Raw genomic sequence first — 16,024 nt, forward strand, 5'->3', positions numbered from 1 at the left:
GCCATCGGAGAGGCTCCGGTTAACCGCTGGATCAAGTCCCCGTTCGGTGGCGAGGTGCCGCGCGGGGGCTTCATTCGCGGCCTTGACGAGTTTGACGCGGCCTTCTTCGGGATCTCGGCTCCGGAAGCGCGGGCAATGGACCCGCAGCAGCGGCTGATGCTTCAGCAAACCTGGCGGCTTTTGGAAGACGCCGGATATGCGCCCCGCAGTCTGTCAGGGGCGAACATCGGCATATTCATGGGCGTCAGCACCAGCGGATATGCCCAGTTGCTCGACGAGGCGGGCCAAAAAACGGAAGGCTATTCCGGAGCAGGGTTGGCTCCGTCCGTGGCGCCCAACCGCGCGAGCTTTTACTTCAACTTCTCGGGGCCCAGTCTGGCAATCGAGACAGCCTGTTCAAGTGCGCTGGTGGCTATTCACCGCGCCGTGGCCGCGATCCAGGCGGGGGATTGCGAAGCGGCAATCGCCGGGGGCATGAATGCGCTTCTTTCGCTGAACCTGTTTGAGAGCTTTGCCAAAGCAGGGATGCTCGGCAAGGATGGGCGCTCGAAGCCGTTCTCGGCTCATGCGGATGGGTATGGGCGCGCCGAGGGTATCGGCCTCGTCTTCCTCAAGCGCCTCGAAGATGCAGAGCGAGACGGTGATCACATTCTCGCCGTTGTCAGGGGCAGCGCCGAAAATCATGGCGGTCGCGCGAGCTCGCTTACGGCACCAAATCCGAAGGCCCAGGCGGCGCTGCTCATGCAGGCTTATCGCCGCGCTGGGTTCGACCCAAGAACGGTGAGCTACATCGAGGCTCACGGCACGGGTACGCCGCTTGGTGACCCGATCGAGATTGAGGCACTGCGCACGGCATTCTCTGCGCTTTCGAGCGAAGCGGAGGCGCGTTTTGGTCCGATGCCGCCGATGTCGTGCGGCATCGGCTCTGTGAAGTCCAATATCGGTCATCTAGAGGTGGGCGCGGGGGCGGCCGGTCTCATCAAAGTCCTGCTCCAGATGAAGCACGGTACGCTTGCGCGTACGCTCCACTGTCAGACGCTCAATCCGTATCTCAAGCTTGAAGGCGGTCCTTTCCGCGTCATTCGCGAGAACGCTCCGTGGGCGCGGCCGCTGGATGCCGAAGGCGGCGAATTGCCGCGACGCGCGGGTGTCAGCTCGTTCGGATTCGGGGGAAGCAACGCGCATGTGGTCGTCGAGGAATACGTTTCTTCGAGTCGCGCCGACATTGAGTCCCGCGCTGAGCCGGGTCCTTACGCGATTGTCCTCTCGGCGCGGACGGCAGACGCGCTCGTGGAAAGCGCGCGCCGTCTCCAAGAAGCGATCCGCGATTGGTCGGATGCAGAGCTGCCCGGCCTCGCGTTCACGCTTCAGACGTGCCGCGATGCGATGGAGCACCGTCTCGCGTTCGTGGTCTCCAGCATTGACGAGGTGCGCCCGCAGCTTTCGCGCTTCATCGCCGGACAGGCCGATGGCGGGGTGTTGACGGGCCGCACGAAGTCCAATCGCGACGTCCTGTCCGCGCTCGACAGTGATGCCGATGTGCGTCTTGCGTTGTCGAGCTTGCCGAAGCGCGGGCGTCTTGACGTTCTCCTCGAGCTTTGGGTGCGCGGTCTTCCGTTCGACTGGCGCACGCTTTACGGCACGCATCCTCCACGTCACGTGAAGTTGCCGGGATATCCATTCGCGCGCACGTCCTACTGGCCGCGCGTCTTAGAAGCGGCTCAGGCCGATGCGCTGCAGCCGCGTGTTGTTTCGTCAGTTGCGCCTTTGGAGGCCCTGGAGGCCTCGACGCGGCCGAGCGCTTCGCCAAGTGTCTCGCGCGACCCAACTCTGGCGATACGGGATCGTCTTGCCGCCATTGCCGCGAAGCTGCTTGAAACCGATGTGTCTGCGCTGGAGTCCGACACCGAGCTTGGAGAATTCGGTTTCGATTCCATCTCGATGACGACCTTTGCAACGAAGGTGAACGAAGAGCTGGGCCTTTCGCTGACGCCCGCAGATTTCTTCGAGTTTGCGACACTGGATCGTCTGGCGCGGCATATTGCGAGCCTGCCAGGGCAGCAGACGGCCGGGACGGTCCAACCTGATCGCTCCGGATATGCCGAGGCGGTGGCACCTGTTCGTTCGGACGCGGCGAAGGACCTGGGACACGACGCGGCGCGGGCGATGCTGGACCGCCTGACTCTCATCGCGGCCCGGCTTCTGGAAACCGAGACTTCGGTTCTTGATTCCGACACGGAACTTGGCGAGTTCGGATTCGACTCCATCACCATGACCGGCTTCGCCATGAAGGTGAACGAGGAACTCGGGCTGTCTCTGACGCCGGCGGACTTTTTCGAGTTTTCGACGCTCGATCGCCTCGCGCGTCACGTCGCTCAGAGTGCCGTTCTTCGGCACGTTTCAGAACCGGTAGAAGTGCCGCAGGCTTCGCCAGTTCCAGCGGCGCCCGTCGGTTCGCACCGGTCCGATCCTGCGGACGACCCGATTGCAATCGTCGGACTGAGCTGCCGCTTCCCCGGTGCCGCGGATGCCGATGCCTATTGGGAGAATCTCTCGCAGGGCCGCGCATCGATCCAGGAGATTCCTGCGGATCGTTGGGATTGGCGCGCGTATTACGGCGATCCCAAGACGGAGAGCAACAGGACCGACATCAAGTTCGGCGGCTTCATTGACGGGGTGTTCGAATTCGATCCGTTGTTTTTTGGCATCTCGCCCCGCGAGGCGAAGCTGATGGACCCTCAGCAGACGCTCATGCTGATGCATGTGTGGAAGGCCCTCGAGGATGCAGGATATGCACCTCGGAGTTTCGCTGGGAAAGCGGTCGGCTTGTTCGTCGGTACGATGTCGAGCGGGTTGGAAGCACCGTCCGAGGACGCGGGTGCGGAGAGCTATGTCGCCACGGGATCGGTGCCTTCGGTCGGTCCAAACCGCGTGAGCTACATTCTCGACTGGCACGGGCCAAGCGAGCCGGTGGAGACCGCATGCTCGAGTTCTCTCGTTGCGCTACACCGCGCCATCCAGGCCATGAGAGCCGGGGATTGCGATTTCGCAGTGGTGGGCGGCGTCAATACGCTCGTCGTGCCTGCCGGACATATCAGTTTCTCCAAGGCAGGTATGCTATCGCCGGATGGCGCGTGCAAAACGTTTTCGCGTGATGCCAACGGTTATGTTCGCGGCGAAGGCGTCGGCGTGGTGGTGCTGAAGCGCCTATCGGAAGCGGAGCGCGACGGCGATTCCATCTATGCCGTGGTGCGGAGTAGCGCGGTCAATCACGGCGGGCGCGCCAACTCACTCACGGCACCCAACACCACGGCGCAGGCGGATGTTATCGTAAGGGCCTATGGCGGTGCTGGAATCGATCCTCAGACCGTTGGCTACATCGAAGCCCATGGCACGGGGACGGCGCTTGGCGATCCGGTGGAAATCAATGCGCTCAAGTCCGCCTTCGCCAGGCTGGCGAAGGACGGCGGGCCGGTCGGCTACGGTACGCCGGGATGCGGCATCGGATCGGTAAAGACCAATATCGGGCATCTTGAACTGGCAGCGGGTATTGCGGGTCTGATCAAGGTTTTGCTGCAGCTTCGTCACCGCACGTTGGCGCCGAGCCTCCACAGCGAACCGCAAAATCCGTACATCGATCTCTCGGGCAGTCCATTCTTTGTCGTGCGCGAGGCGCAGCCTTGGCGAGCCGTTCGCGATGCTGAGGGACGAGATCTCCCGCTGCGCGCCGGTATCAGCAGCTTCGGGTTTGGCGGTGTGAACGCACACGTTGTACTCGAAGAGTATGTGGAACGCAGCGCGTCATCGCCCCCTTCAAAAGGAAAGGTCGTGGTGCCGCTGTCAGCTCGCGACGGCGTACGTCTGGCCGATCAGGCGCGGCGGCTTCTGGGCTATCTCAGCAAGGAAAGTTCTGTAGGCCTCGACGATCTTGCGTTCACGCTTCAAACGGGGCGAACACACTTCAAGCAGCGCGCTGCGTTCGTTGTGAACTCATTCGATGATCTCAAGTCGGCCCTGGAGCGGTTTGTTGCGGGTGCCCCTCAACATGAGGTGCAAGGGGCGGCGGGTAGCGGGCTTTCGACGGGCGTCGCAGGGGATGTCTCGGCGGACGCGATCGCGGCACATTGGGTTCGAGGCGGTGAGGTCGATTGGGTGCGGTTCGATCCGTCGCGGCGGCGCCGTCTGCACCTGCCGACCTATCCCTTTGCTCGCGAGATTTTCCGGAGTGGACACGTTCCGAGAAGTGCCGAGCCGGTCGCTTCTAACAACGCCCCGTCCGGTGGGCTTAGTCTCGATCCTGAGCGCTTTTACCTTCGCGATCATCAGATTGCTGGCGTCCCGGTGTTGCCGGGCGTGATGACGCTTGAGCTGGCGCGGGGGGCGTCCGGCCGGTTCGGACCTTTGTCGCTCGCGCAGATTGTCTGGTTGAAGCCGGTCAACGCTGCGAAGGACGCTGTTGCGCGTATTGAAGCCGACGAGAAGAGTTTCCGACTGTTCGCTGGAAAGGAAGGAAATTCGGTTGTCTCGGCGCAGGGCCGATTTGGCGACGTGCCTGAACCGGTTGCTCCGCTGGACCTTGGTGCGATCCGCAAGAGATGCGCTGAAGCCCGCTCGCCCTCGTGGCTCTACGGGCGTTACGCCGCGATCGGGATGGCGTATGGGCCTTTGTTCCGCTCCGTCGTGCAGATCGATTGCGGGTCCGGCGAGATCCTAGCGCGGTTGGCGTTGCCGTCTGCTGCCGATCAAGAGAGCCGCGATTTCCTTTTGCATCCAAGCATTCTGGACGGCGCGCTGCAGAGCTGCATGGCACTCTATGCGGAGACCAATGACGGGAGCACGGCCGTTCCGTTTGCTTTGGATCGCCTCGAGGTGTTCGGGCCGACCGCTGGCGAGATGTGGGCGCATGCTCGCGTGCGACCGGGGGCGGGCACACTCCGCAAGATCGATATCGATCTTTCGGACAAGCATGGGCAGGTTGCCGTTCGTTTCATCGGGTTCACGGCGCGTGTTCTTCCGGGCAAGACTGTGCCGCGCGAATCCGAAGACACCCTTCGGGATGCCGGCGCCCGTTTCCTGACGGGGATCGTCGCTGCAGAAACCGGAATTTCGCGAAGTCAGATCGAACTCGATGCGTCTCTCGATGCCTATGGCATCGACTCGATGCTGATCGTCCGGCTGACGGACGAGCTCGAAAAGACGTTCGGTCCGCTTCCGAAAACGTTGTTCTTCGAGCACAGGACGCTTGGGGCTGTACTCGGCTATTTTGTCGAGCACCACGGCGAGAAACTGAGGACGGTCTTTGGCGCGGCTTCACCGCCTGTCACGGCGTCCGCCGTTGTGCCGGGTCCGGCGCAGAAGGCCGAACTCGATACGCCGATTGCTATCGTCGGTCTTGCCGGGCGCTATCCGGGTGCCCGCGATCTCAAAGGGTTTTGGGACAATCTGGCGTCGGGCAGGGACTGCGTGACGGAGGTTCCGGCGCATCGGTGGGGCGCCAGCCGGTCGACTGCGTTCCAGAACAGCGAGGGCGGAAAGTGGGGTGGTTTCGTCGACGGCGTCGCCGAGTTCGATCCGCTCTTCTTCAACATCTCTCCGCGAGAAGCGCCATTCATGGATCCGCAGGAACGCTTGTTCCTGCAGTGTGCCTTTGAAGCCATCGAGGATGCCGGATATACGCGGGCGTTTCTCGGTGGTGGTGGAGACGTCGGTGTGTTCGTCGGCGTCATGTGGGAGGACTATCAGCTCTACGGCGCCGAGCGAACGGCCGCGGGTGACGCCATGGCGCTCGGCGGGAGTCCCGCCTCGATTGCCAACCGCGTTTCCTTCTTCTGCGATTTCAACGGCCCGAGCCTGGCCGTTGATAGCATGTGCTCGTCGTCACTCTCCGCACTTCATCTCGCGTGCGAGAGCATCGCCCTCGGATCTTGTTCGGCAGCGATTGTGGGCGGCGTTAATCTGTCGCTGCATCCGAACAAATATCTGGCGCTGGCGCAGGGGCGGTTCATGTCCAGCACCGGCCGCTGCGAGAGTTTCGGTGCGGGCGGTGATGGCTACGTACCTAGCGAAGGCGTGGGTGCGGTTGTTCTGAAGCGGCTGGATCGGGCTGTGGCCGACGGAGATCAGATCTACGGTGTGATCCGCGGTTCGGCTCTCAATCACGGCGGCAAAACCAACGGCTATACGGTGCCGAATCCGCAAGCGCAGTCGGCTGTTGTCCGCCGCGCGCTCGGCAAGGCCGGCGTCGAACCGCGACAGGTCAGCTATGTGGAAGCGCATGGCACGGGTACCAAGCTCGGCGATCCGATCGAGATTGCCGCGCTGTCGAGCGCCTATCGGAGTGACACGCCGGAGGCGGGTTTTTGTCGTATAGGGTCGGTGAAGTCGAACATCGGGCACGCCGAGAGCGCGGCAGGTATCGCGGGACTGACGAAAGTGCTTCTGCAGATGAAGCACCGGACGCTGGTGCCGTCATTGCATTCGGATGTTCTCAATCCCGGCATCGATTTCAAATCTTCGCCGTTCGACGTCCAGCAGCAACAGGAAGCGTGGCGGCGGCCTCGTTTGGCTGATGGCGAGGAAGGATCTCGTATCGCCGGGCTGTCGTCTTTTGGGGCAGGCGGCTCGAACGCGCATGTGGTCATCGAGGAGTACGACGCGCCGCGCGGCACCGCCGTACACCCGGGGCCGTTTGTCTTTCCGTTTTCGGCGCGTGATGAGGCAGCCCTCCGGCGGGTCGTCGACCTATTCGTGGCCGCGCTTGTCGACATGGACGAGGATGCGCTTCCGTCCGCGGCGCACGTGCTTCAGAACGGTCGCGAAGCTTTCGAGGTGCGGCTTGCCGTCGTCGCGGCGTCGCGGGCTGAATTGCGCGGCAAGCTGCAAGCCGCGCTCAATGGCGATGCGTCCGGCGTCTACCGCGGTGCCCGGAAGGCGGGGATGGCTGATGTTTCTACGGCTTCCATAGAAGGGCGCGATCTTGATGCGATTGCGCGGGGCTGGGTGTCGGGTGCTTGTGTCGATTGGGTGCGGATGTGGCGTAGCCCACCAAGGAAGATCAGTCTTCCGACCTATCCGTTCGCCCGCGAGACCTACTGGGTGCCGGGTGTGGATATGGCCCAAATGGCGATTTCTGAGCCGTCGGCCAAACACACGTCACTTTCGCATCCAAAGCTGCCGCTTCTCTTTACGCCGGAGTGGCGCCCTGAACGGGCCACGCTTCGCCATGATCTGGAAGCGCGGCGCATCATTCTCTCGTGCGGTATGGGTCTCGGCGATCGCATAGGGCGGGTGGAGTGTCACGAGCTGCGTTCGGACGGCGCATCAGTGGAAAAGAGGTACGCTGGCTTTGCGGAAGAGCTCCTCATCAAGCTGCAGGATCTGTTCAAGCAACGGCTGTTCTCGACGCTGGTGCAGGTGGTAGCGCCACGCAATGGCGACGGCGCGTTGTTGGAAGGACTGAGCGGTCTCCTGCGCACTGCGATGCAGGAACAGCGGGGATTGCGGTACCAGTTCATCGCGGTCGACGAGCCGAGTGATCTGGCGAGCCTGCTTGAGGCAGACGCCGCGAGTGCGGATACGGACATCCGCTACGAACGCGGACAGCGGACCGTGCGCCATTGGAGAGAGTGTCGAGCGACAAAATCTCCGGGGCCTTGGAAAGATGGTGGCGTCTATCTCTTGACCGGTGGCGCGGGAGGCCTCGGTCTTCACGTTGCTGAACACATTGCTACGGCAGTGAAGCGGCCTACGGTGTGGTTGACGAGCCGCTCGGTGCTATCAGACGCTGTCCGTGTGCATCTGGCGAAACTCGATGCAACGGTCGTTCACTGCCGTACCGATGTGACGAACGCTTCCGCGGTCGCAACGCTGATTGCCGAAATCAAGGCGCGATCGGGAAGGCTGGATGGGATCGTGCATGCTGCGGGCCTCACGCGCGACATGCTGCTGGTTCGCAAGAGCCCGCGCGATCTCAATGACGTCCTGGCTCCCAAGGTGACGGGGTTGGCGGTGCTCGATGCGGCCAGCGCCGGCTGTGATCTCGATTTCATGCTTTTGTTCGCGTCCGCCGCGGGCGCTCTCGGCAATGCCGGACAAGGGGCCTACGCCGCCGCGAACGCGTTCATGGATGCGTTTGCAGAGCGACGGAATACGCTCGTCGCAAAGGGGCAGCGGCGCGGGCTCACGCTTTCGATCGATTGGCCCTATTGGCGCGACGGCGGCATGGTCATGCCGCAGACGGCGATCGATGCGATGGCGCGTGTCGCCGGCGCTGTTCCGCTCGAAACGGACATGGGCTTGGCTGCCCTCGATGCGGCGGTCGCGGCGGCGCGAGCCGATGGCCTTTCGCAGGTTCTGATCCTCGAAGGCGATCATTCCCGGTTGCGGGAGACGCTCACCAGAGAAGGCGCGACAGTTGAGAAGTCCGCGCGCGTGGTTACGGCGGCTGTTCCACCGCTCGAGATCCAAAAGTCGGTCACCGGATTCGTCGCCGCTGAAATCTCGGGCGTTCTCAAAGTGCCCGTCGAGCGAATCGATCCCAACGAGACGTTCGATCGTTACGGTCTCGATTCCGTCTCGGCGTTGCACATCGTCGATGCCTTCGAGGCGAAGCTCGGTCCGCTCCCCAAAACGTTGTTGTTCGAGTATCCCACCGTCTCAAAACTGGCGGCGGTGTTTCTGGAGACGCATGGTTCGGCGTTTTCAAGTGCGCGCACGTTTGCAGAAGATCAGCCTGTCAGCGAGGTCAGGCTGGATCCATCCTCGCCGCAGCCGGCGCCCGTAGAAACGGACATTGCTGTCGTTGCGGTTACCGGCCGCTATCCCGGTGCGGATACTCCCGAGGAGCTGTGGGAGGCTATTCGGGATGGCCGCGATCTCGTCACAGAAATTCCGGCCAGTCGCTGGGACGCCGAAGAAACCTATGCGCAGGGCAAGGGCGTGCCGGGTAAGAGCTATTGCCGTTGGGGCGGATTTCTTTCCGGGGTCGATCTTTTCGATGCCGCCTTCTTCGGTATCTCGCCGCGCGAAGCAGAGCGGATGGATCCCCAGGAGCGCCTCTTTCTCGAAGCGGCTTGGCATTTGCTTGAGCGCGGTGGCCATACGCGGCGGCGTATTCAAGACGAGTACGGCGCGAAAGTCGGTGTCTTCGTTGGGACAATGTCCCAGCAGTATCGCGCCTTCGACGCGGAGGCGCGCGACCGTGCAATTCTGATGCTGGCTTCGCAAGCTTCGCTCGCCAATCGCGTTTCATACTTCTTCGATTTCAAGGGACCGAGCGTCGCTGTCGACTCGATGTGCTCTTCCGGTCTCGAGGCGATACATCTGGCTTGCCAGGCTTTGCGGCGTGGTGAGTGCAAGCTCGCTATCGCCGGTGCCGTCAACCTATCCATCCATCCGGACAAATACGTTGCCCTTAGCGAGGCCGGGCTTGTCGGCAGTCATCCGGGCAGCCGTGCCTTCATGGGAGGCGACGGCTACCTTCCTGCGGAAGGCGTCGGTGCGGTTCTGCTCAAGCCGCTTTCCGACGCGCTGGCAGCGGGCGACCTCGTTCTCGGCGTCATCAAGGGTACTGCCGTCAACCACTCGGGTCGCTCGGCGGGTTATGGCGTTCCGAGCGCTGAAGCGCAACGCGAACTCATCGAGGGCAACTTCAGGGACGCCGGCATCGATCCGCGCACCGTCGGATATGTTGAAGCCGCGGCGACAGGCTCGGCTCTCGGCGATGCGATCGAGCTTCGGGCTCTGACACGTGCTTTTCGTGCCTTCACATCCGAAACGAGTTTCTGCGCAATAGGCTCGGTGAAGTCGAACATGGGGCACGCGGAAGCGGCTTCGGGTCTAGCCCAGCTCACGAAATGCCTGTTCCAGCTTGAGCATCGCATGCTCGCGCCCATGGCGTCGGTGGGCTCTGTTGATCCCGAATTGGAGTTCGATGGCTCGCCGTTCACGCTCCACAAGGAACTTGCACCCTGGAGGCGGATCGAGCCGAATTTGCCGTTGCGCGCGGCTATTAGCTCGTTCGGTGCGGGGGGCACCAATGTGCATCTCATTCTGGAAGAAGCGCCCGAGCTATCTCGGACGGCCGCGCAGAAAGCGGATGGACCTTGGCGTTTTCCGTTCTCTGCCCACTCTAACGAGGGGCTTGCCGCCGTTGTTCGCCAGATCCGCGATTATGTGGCCGCCGATCGCGAAATGCCTTTGGCGCGGCTCAGCGCGACGTTGCGGCTCGGCCGCGAACGGTTCGACCACTCGGTCGAGTTTGTTGCGTCTGATCGTAACGAGCTACTTAGGAAGCTCTCGGCTTGGTGCGGAGGGGCCTCCGACGGCGACGCTTCGACGGAATTGGACGACGGTACGGACGATGCCGGCGGCCCGCCCTTGGTCCTCCCGGTCTACCCATTTGCGCGCACGCGGCACTGGATTTCGAGCCCGGCATCGTCCCGTTCGTCGCGTGGCTACGAAGTTGTGTGCGAGATGCATCAGGCGCGCTCTGTCCGCGAGATGATCGTGGATGCGCTTGCCGACGAGACCGGGTTGGCACGTGATGCGATCCCGGCTGGCGCGCCGTTCCGTGATCTCGGTGCGGCGTCCATCTTCGCGATGCGCCTGATCCGCCTTTTCGGGGATGAGCTGGGCGTAGAGGTGTCGCATCGCGATCTTGCCGTGCACGACAGTGTGAACGCGCTCGCCACTTTGATCGAGACGCGCCGGAGAAGCGGTTTGACGTCCGGTGTTCCAGAGGCCGCTTCTGAGTCTGGGCGTGGAGACCTCTCGGAAGCGCAGCTTGGGCTCTGGGTGGAGCAGCAGCTCAATCCAAACATTAGCACCTACAATGTGCCGCTGGCGTTCCGTGTCGCGTGCATCGATGTGCGTGCGTTTGAGCGCGCGCTCGGGGTCATTTTGAAGCGTTATCCGATTCTTGCGCGCAGGTTCGTCGAAGAGGATAGCGGGCCGCGTGTCAGCGACGAGTTGGACCCAGTCCCGGTCGTCGACGTGGTGATGCCGGCTGGCGCGGAGGAGACAACGTTCCTGCGCAAGCGTGTCGCGAAACCTTTCGATCTTTCGGCTGGGCCGCCGATCCGTGTCGAGCTGATCCGAGCGTCCGGAGCCGATGACCGGATGCTTGTGCTCATCGTCGTGCATCATATCGCCATCGACGGCTTGTCGGCTACGATCGTGGCGCGGACACTTTGGGAAGCTTACGCTCGTATTGTGGCGAGCGGTGGCAGTCTCGAACTCCTGCCGCCCGCCGACTTCCAGGAGTTCGTTGCGGTCGAGCGTGCGCATCTCGCGTCCGAAAAGGGGAGAGCGCAGGTCGCCTACTGGAAGGAGCGCCTTTCGGGTGATTTGCCGACGCTCGATTTCCCACGGTTTGGCTCGACGGCCCTCGGGCAGACCTTCGAGGCGGCAAGTGTGGAGCGGGTGGTGGACCCCGAGTTGGTTCGGCGCGTGCGTGTGACAGCGAGTGCCTTAGGGGCGAGCACAGCCGCATTCTATCTCGGAGCTTTGAACGCGCTGCTCTACCGCTACACAAGTTCCAACGACATTTTGGTTGGAATGCCGGTTATGGGTCGTATGTCGCGGCGGTTCGAGGACAGTGTCGGCTGCTTCGCGAACGTGGTGCTCATGCGATCTGCCGTATCAGGCTCAGAACCCGCGGCGTCTCTGATATCCGGAGTTCAGGAGCGTATGACGGAAGCGCTGGATCATGCCGGCGTTCCGTTCGCGGCGCTGGCGCGGATGCTGGGGCGGACGCCGCAGGACGGGCCGCTCTTTCACGTCAGCTACGCCTATCAGAACTACTACGATGACAGGCCGCTCCCGGCCGGCGTGGAGCATGTTGCTTCCGTCCGGCAACAAGGCGGCGATTTGCTCGGCTTCGAGATGTTCGAGGAGGGGGAGGGGCTGCGTATCGTTGCGAACTACGATTGCGCGCAGTTCGAGGCAAATCGCATCGAACGTATGCTCGATCATCTCGTTGCATTGGTGTCGGCAATTTCGGCTGCGTCTGAGACGCCCGTGGCTGCTTTGGAGATGCTATCGGCCGAAGAGCGCGCATTCATTCTCGAACGGTTTGCAAAGCCTGATCCCTGCCCCGATGTGGTGGGTACGGTCCCCGATTGGATCGCCGCGACGGCAACCCGGCAACCCGATGCCGTTGCTCTTGTCACGGGCACGCACACGTTGACCTACGGCGAACTGCATGTGCAGACAAACCGCCTTGCGGCTCATCTCTCGGCTTGCGGCGTCATGCCGGGAGATCGGGTGGCTGTTCTTTTGGAGCGCGATGCATCGAGCATCGTCGCGTTGCTGTCCATTCTCAGCGTAGGAGCCGTCTATGTGCCGATCGATTCCGATCAGCCCGACGGGCGCTTGGCTGCTGTTCTGAAAGATGCAGGCGTTCGCGCGATCATCGTCGATGAGGTGAACGGGACTCGTTTCGGCAGAACGGGCATCGTCGTGCCGTTGACGATCCATATCGATCGGGAGTGCGAGGCGATACGAAAGCGCAAAGCACGGGTGGTGCGGACCGCCGATCCGTTGAGCCCCGCTTACGTGATATACACGTCGGGTTCCACAGGCGTACCCAAGGGTGTCGTCGTTTCGCACGGAGCGCTTGCGCACCACTGCCGTGTGGTGATCGAGCGTTACGGGTTGACCAGCGAAGACCGCATTCTGCAGTTCTCCGCGCACAGCGTTGATCCCTCTCTGGAGCAGAGTCTTTCCGCGCTGGTTTGCGGTGCTGCAATCGTGATGCGAGGGCGCGAAATCTGGACCCCTGAGCAGCTTCTCAGCGTATTCGAATGCGACGGCGTTACTGTCGCGGATCTGCCTCCCGCCTATCTCGGAGAGGTGCTGACGTCATGGAGCATGTCCGGGCAGGCGCCCAAAAATGTGCCGCGCTTGCTGATCTGCGGTGGCGAAGCGCTGAAGCCGGACGTCGTTCGCCTCTGGCGTTCGGGTCCGCTTTCGCACTCGCGACTGATCAACGCATACGGGCCCACAGAAGCGACCATTACGGCGACGACGCACGAAGTCGAGCGCGACTATGACGGCTTGGTGCCGATCGGACGGCCGCTGCCCGGTACGGAGATCTATGTTCTGGATGCCGGAGGCCAGCCGGTGCCGGAGGGCGTTGCCGGGGAACTCTACATTGGCGGGCCGCGACTCGCGTTGGGTTACCACGGCAGGGAGGACCTAACGGGGGAACGGTTTATTTCCAATCCGTTCGGGACAGGCCGGCTCTATCGCACGGGTGACCGCGCGGCGTTTATTTCCGGGACGGACGGGCAGCTGGCATTTCTGGGACGTGTTGATCAGCAGGTGAAAATCCGAGGATTTCGGGTCGAGCTCGGCGAGGTTGAGGTGGCGCTTGAGGCGATTGGTGCGCGGACGGCCGTGGTTGTTCCGGCTGCCGGCCGTCTTGCTGCGTTCGTTGTTGCTGACGACAACAGCTTCGACGCGGAGCGCGTAGTAGGTGAACTTGCTCAGCGATTGCCGAGCTACATGTGTCCTGCGTCCTACATGCGTCTGGATGCGTTGCCCGTGACGGCTGCGGGGAAAGTGGATCGCGCGGCGTTGCTGGCTCTGGCGATGGCGGCTCGGCCGGAAGGGGGCAACGCGGACATCCTTCCCTTGAGCGAGACGGAAGAGTGGGTCGCAGATCTATGGCGCGACGTGTTCGGTGCGGAGGCAGACTATCTTGTTCTGTCGCGTGACAGCGACTTCTTTGCATGTGGCGGACATTCGCTACTGGCGGTGCGTCTTCTGTCCGCTTTCGACCGGAATTTCGGTCTCAAGCTGACTATGGGCGCCTTAATTGGCGCGCCGACCCTTGCAGCTCAGGCGCGGCTGCTCGTTGACCAAACATCGAATGGGCCCGCATTCGGCGAGCCCGCGTTGATCTTGCTGCGTGAGGGAGAAGGCACGCCGCTGTTCCTGATGCATCCGGTGGGAGGGGACGTGTCGTGCTATCTCCCGTTGGTGCGGAGATTTGAGGCGAACGGCCCGATCTATGCAATTCAGGCTGCAGAGGGGACTCTTTCAGACGCTTTGATCGGCGCTTCCGACTTGCCGGAGCGGGCTGCGGCGGCTCTCAAGGCGGTTCGAGCCGTGCAGCCGATGGGGCCCTACCGGCTTGGCGGCTGGTCTTTTGGCGGTCTCCTTGCCTATGAGCTGGCGCGCCAGCTCCTTGCAGCGGGAGAGCAGGTCTCGCACTTGGCGCTCATCGATTGTTACGCGCCGCATCTGCTCGCGGATATCGAGGAGACGGGTGGAGACGGGGCAGACGTTCTCGGGGCCTTTGCCCGCGATCTGATCGGGGACACAGGTGCGCAAAGCCTTTGTTGCCGCGACGGCGGGGACCTGCGCGCTGTGGCTGATCTCTATCGTGTTCCAGAACTCTCGGCCAATCTGCACGGTGTCGACGAGGCTGTGCTTCGTAGCCGCTTTGCCACCTTCCGCGCCAACATGCTCATGGCCCACGCCTATCGTCCCGAAGCCTGCCAAGCGACCGCGCGCCTCTACATTGCGGCTTACGGTCATCCGGACCGCTCGCGCGGATGGGAAGCGCTCGCTCGGGGCGGCCTAGAGATCGAGGATCTGCCAGGGGATCACTACACGGTGCTCGCCGATCCGACCGTCGCCCATTTGGCCGAAGCCTTGGCGCGCGATCTTGGCTGGCGCTGCTGAGGTCGGTGCGCTATTGCGGTTTCATCACGAGATGAAGACGGACGAGACATGGCCAAGGCAAAGCGCGTGACGATCTACGGCATTCCGAATTGCGATACGATGAAGAAGGCGCGCGCCTGGCTCGCTGACCATAGCGTCGACTATAGCTTTCATGACTACAAGGCGGCTGGAATCGACAAGACACGTCTCGAAGGCTGGTGCCGCGACGTTGGGTGGGAAACGCTGCTCAATCGCGCGGGGACCACGTTTCGCAAGCTCTCGGACAAAGACAAGCAGGGCCTGGATGAGAAGAAGGCGGTGGCTTTGATGTTGGAGCAGCCTTCGCTCATCAAGCGGCCAGTGCTTGAATTCGGAGCAAAAAAGCCCCTGGTCGGCTTCAAGCCTGACCTCTACGCGGCAGCACTGAAAGTCTGATTGGCCGTTTAGAGAAACAGGGGCAGCATGCAGCACGGGAAACCTTCAGGCGTTCCGGACACTCTTGATGAGCGTGTCTCCGGCTATTCCTGGACCTTGCAGACCATCGGGCGCTCAGACGCTTCCGTGTTCCGGCTCGAGGCTGCAGGGCAGCCGACGTTTTTCGTCAAGACGGAACGCGTATCATTTTTTTCTGAACTGCCGGGGGAGGTGGCGCGGTTGCGCTGGCTCGCAGATCAAAAGATGGCTTGCCCGAGCATTCTAGCCGAAACGCGACACGGCGAGCATGATTGGCTGCTGATGAGCGCGGTCCCTGGTCATGATCTCGCGTCCCCTCTCCACCTCGATGCGCGACGGACCATCGAGATCGCGGCCGACGCGCTACGCGTGCTCCATGGGCGCGATATCGAGACCTGCCCCTTCGACCAGCGGCTCGATGTGAAGATCGCTTGCGCGCGTCAACGCGCTGAAGCTGGGCTCGTAGATACCGATGACTTCGACGAGGAACGTCTGGGTCGTCCGGTGTCCGAGTTGGTCGAGGAGCTATTCGCACGGCGTCCCAAAGACGAGGACCTTGTGGTCGCTCATGGTGATGCCTGCCTTCCAAACCTGCTTGCCGAAAATGGCAGCTTCACTGGCTTTATTGATTGCGGCCGTCTTGGCGTCGCCGATCGGCATCAGGACCTGGCACTGGCCAGCTGGAGCGTGCAGTACAACCTGGGTGAACAATGGGTCGCGCCGTTCTTGAAGCGCTACGGAGGCGACCACGATCCCGAGCGGCTCGCTTTCTATCGGTTTCTCGACGAATTTTTTTGATGCGTGTTTGAGCGGAGAGTACCGCTCTAGCCCCAAACGCAAAAGACGGGACAGGTGTGCGGGGCCTGTCCCGTCCATTGACGGCTCATCTCCAGACGTGATC

3 protein-coding genes (1 of these 3 cut by a window edge) are annotated in these 16,024 nt (G+C 62.4%); all 3 read left to right on the forward strand.

Annotation, left to right across the window (positions count from 1 at the left end; genetic code table 11):
- Tightly spaced (at most 48 nt apart), the 3 genes in view from VHO05_RS11510 to VHO05_RS11520 form a layout consistent with a single transcriptional unit that may run on beyond the window.
- Positions 1 to 14,691, forward strand: partial view of a non-ribosomal peptide synthetase gene (locus tag VHO05_RS11510; protein ID WP_329646723.1) — the 3' portion only. Its footprint begins 5,052 nt before the window's first position; the window shows 14,691 of its 19,743 coding nt (coding positions 5,053–19,743); the start codon falls outside the window, past its left edge; its stop codon occupies positions 14,689 to 14,691.
- A gap of 48 nt (positions 14,692 to 14,739) precedes the next feature.
- On the forward strand, positions 14,740 to 15,105 hold the full coding sequence (locus tag VHO05_RS11515) for an ArsC family reductase (protein ID WP_329646724.1): 366 nt from the start codon (positions 14,740 to 14,742) through the stop codon (positions 15,103 to 15,105).
- Positions 15,106 to 15,132: 27 nt separating this feature from the next.
- Positions 15,133 to 15,921, forward strand: a complete 789-nt coding sequence (locus VHO05_RS11520; protein WP_329646725.1) for an APH(3')-II family aminoglycoside O-phosphotransferase — start codon at positions 15,133 to 15,135, stop codon at positions 15,919 to 15,921.
- Positions 15,922 to 16,024 lie beyond the last annotated feature (103 nt).

Origin of the sequence: Hyphomicrobium sp., assembly GCF_036262015.1 — a bacterium.
Classification (GTDB): domain Bacteria; phylum Pseudomonadota; class Alphaproteobacteria; order Rhizobiales; family Hyphomicrobiaceae; genus Hyphomicrobium_C.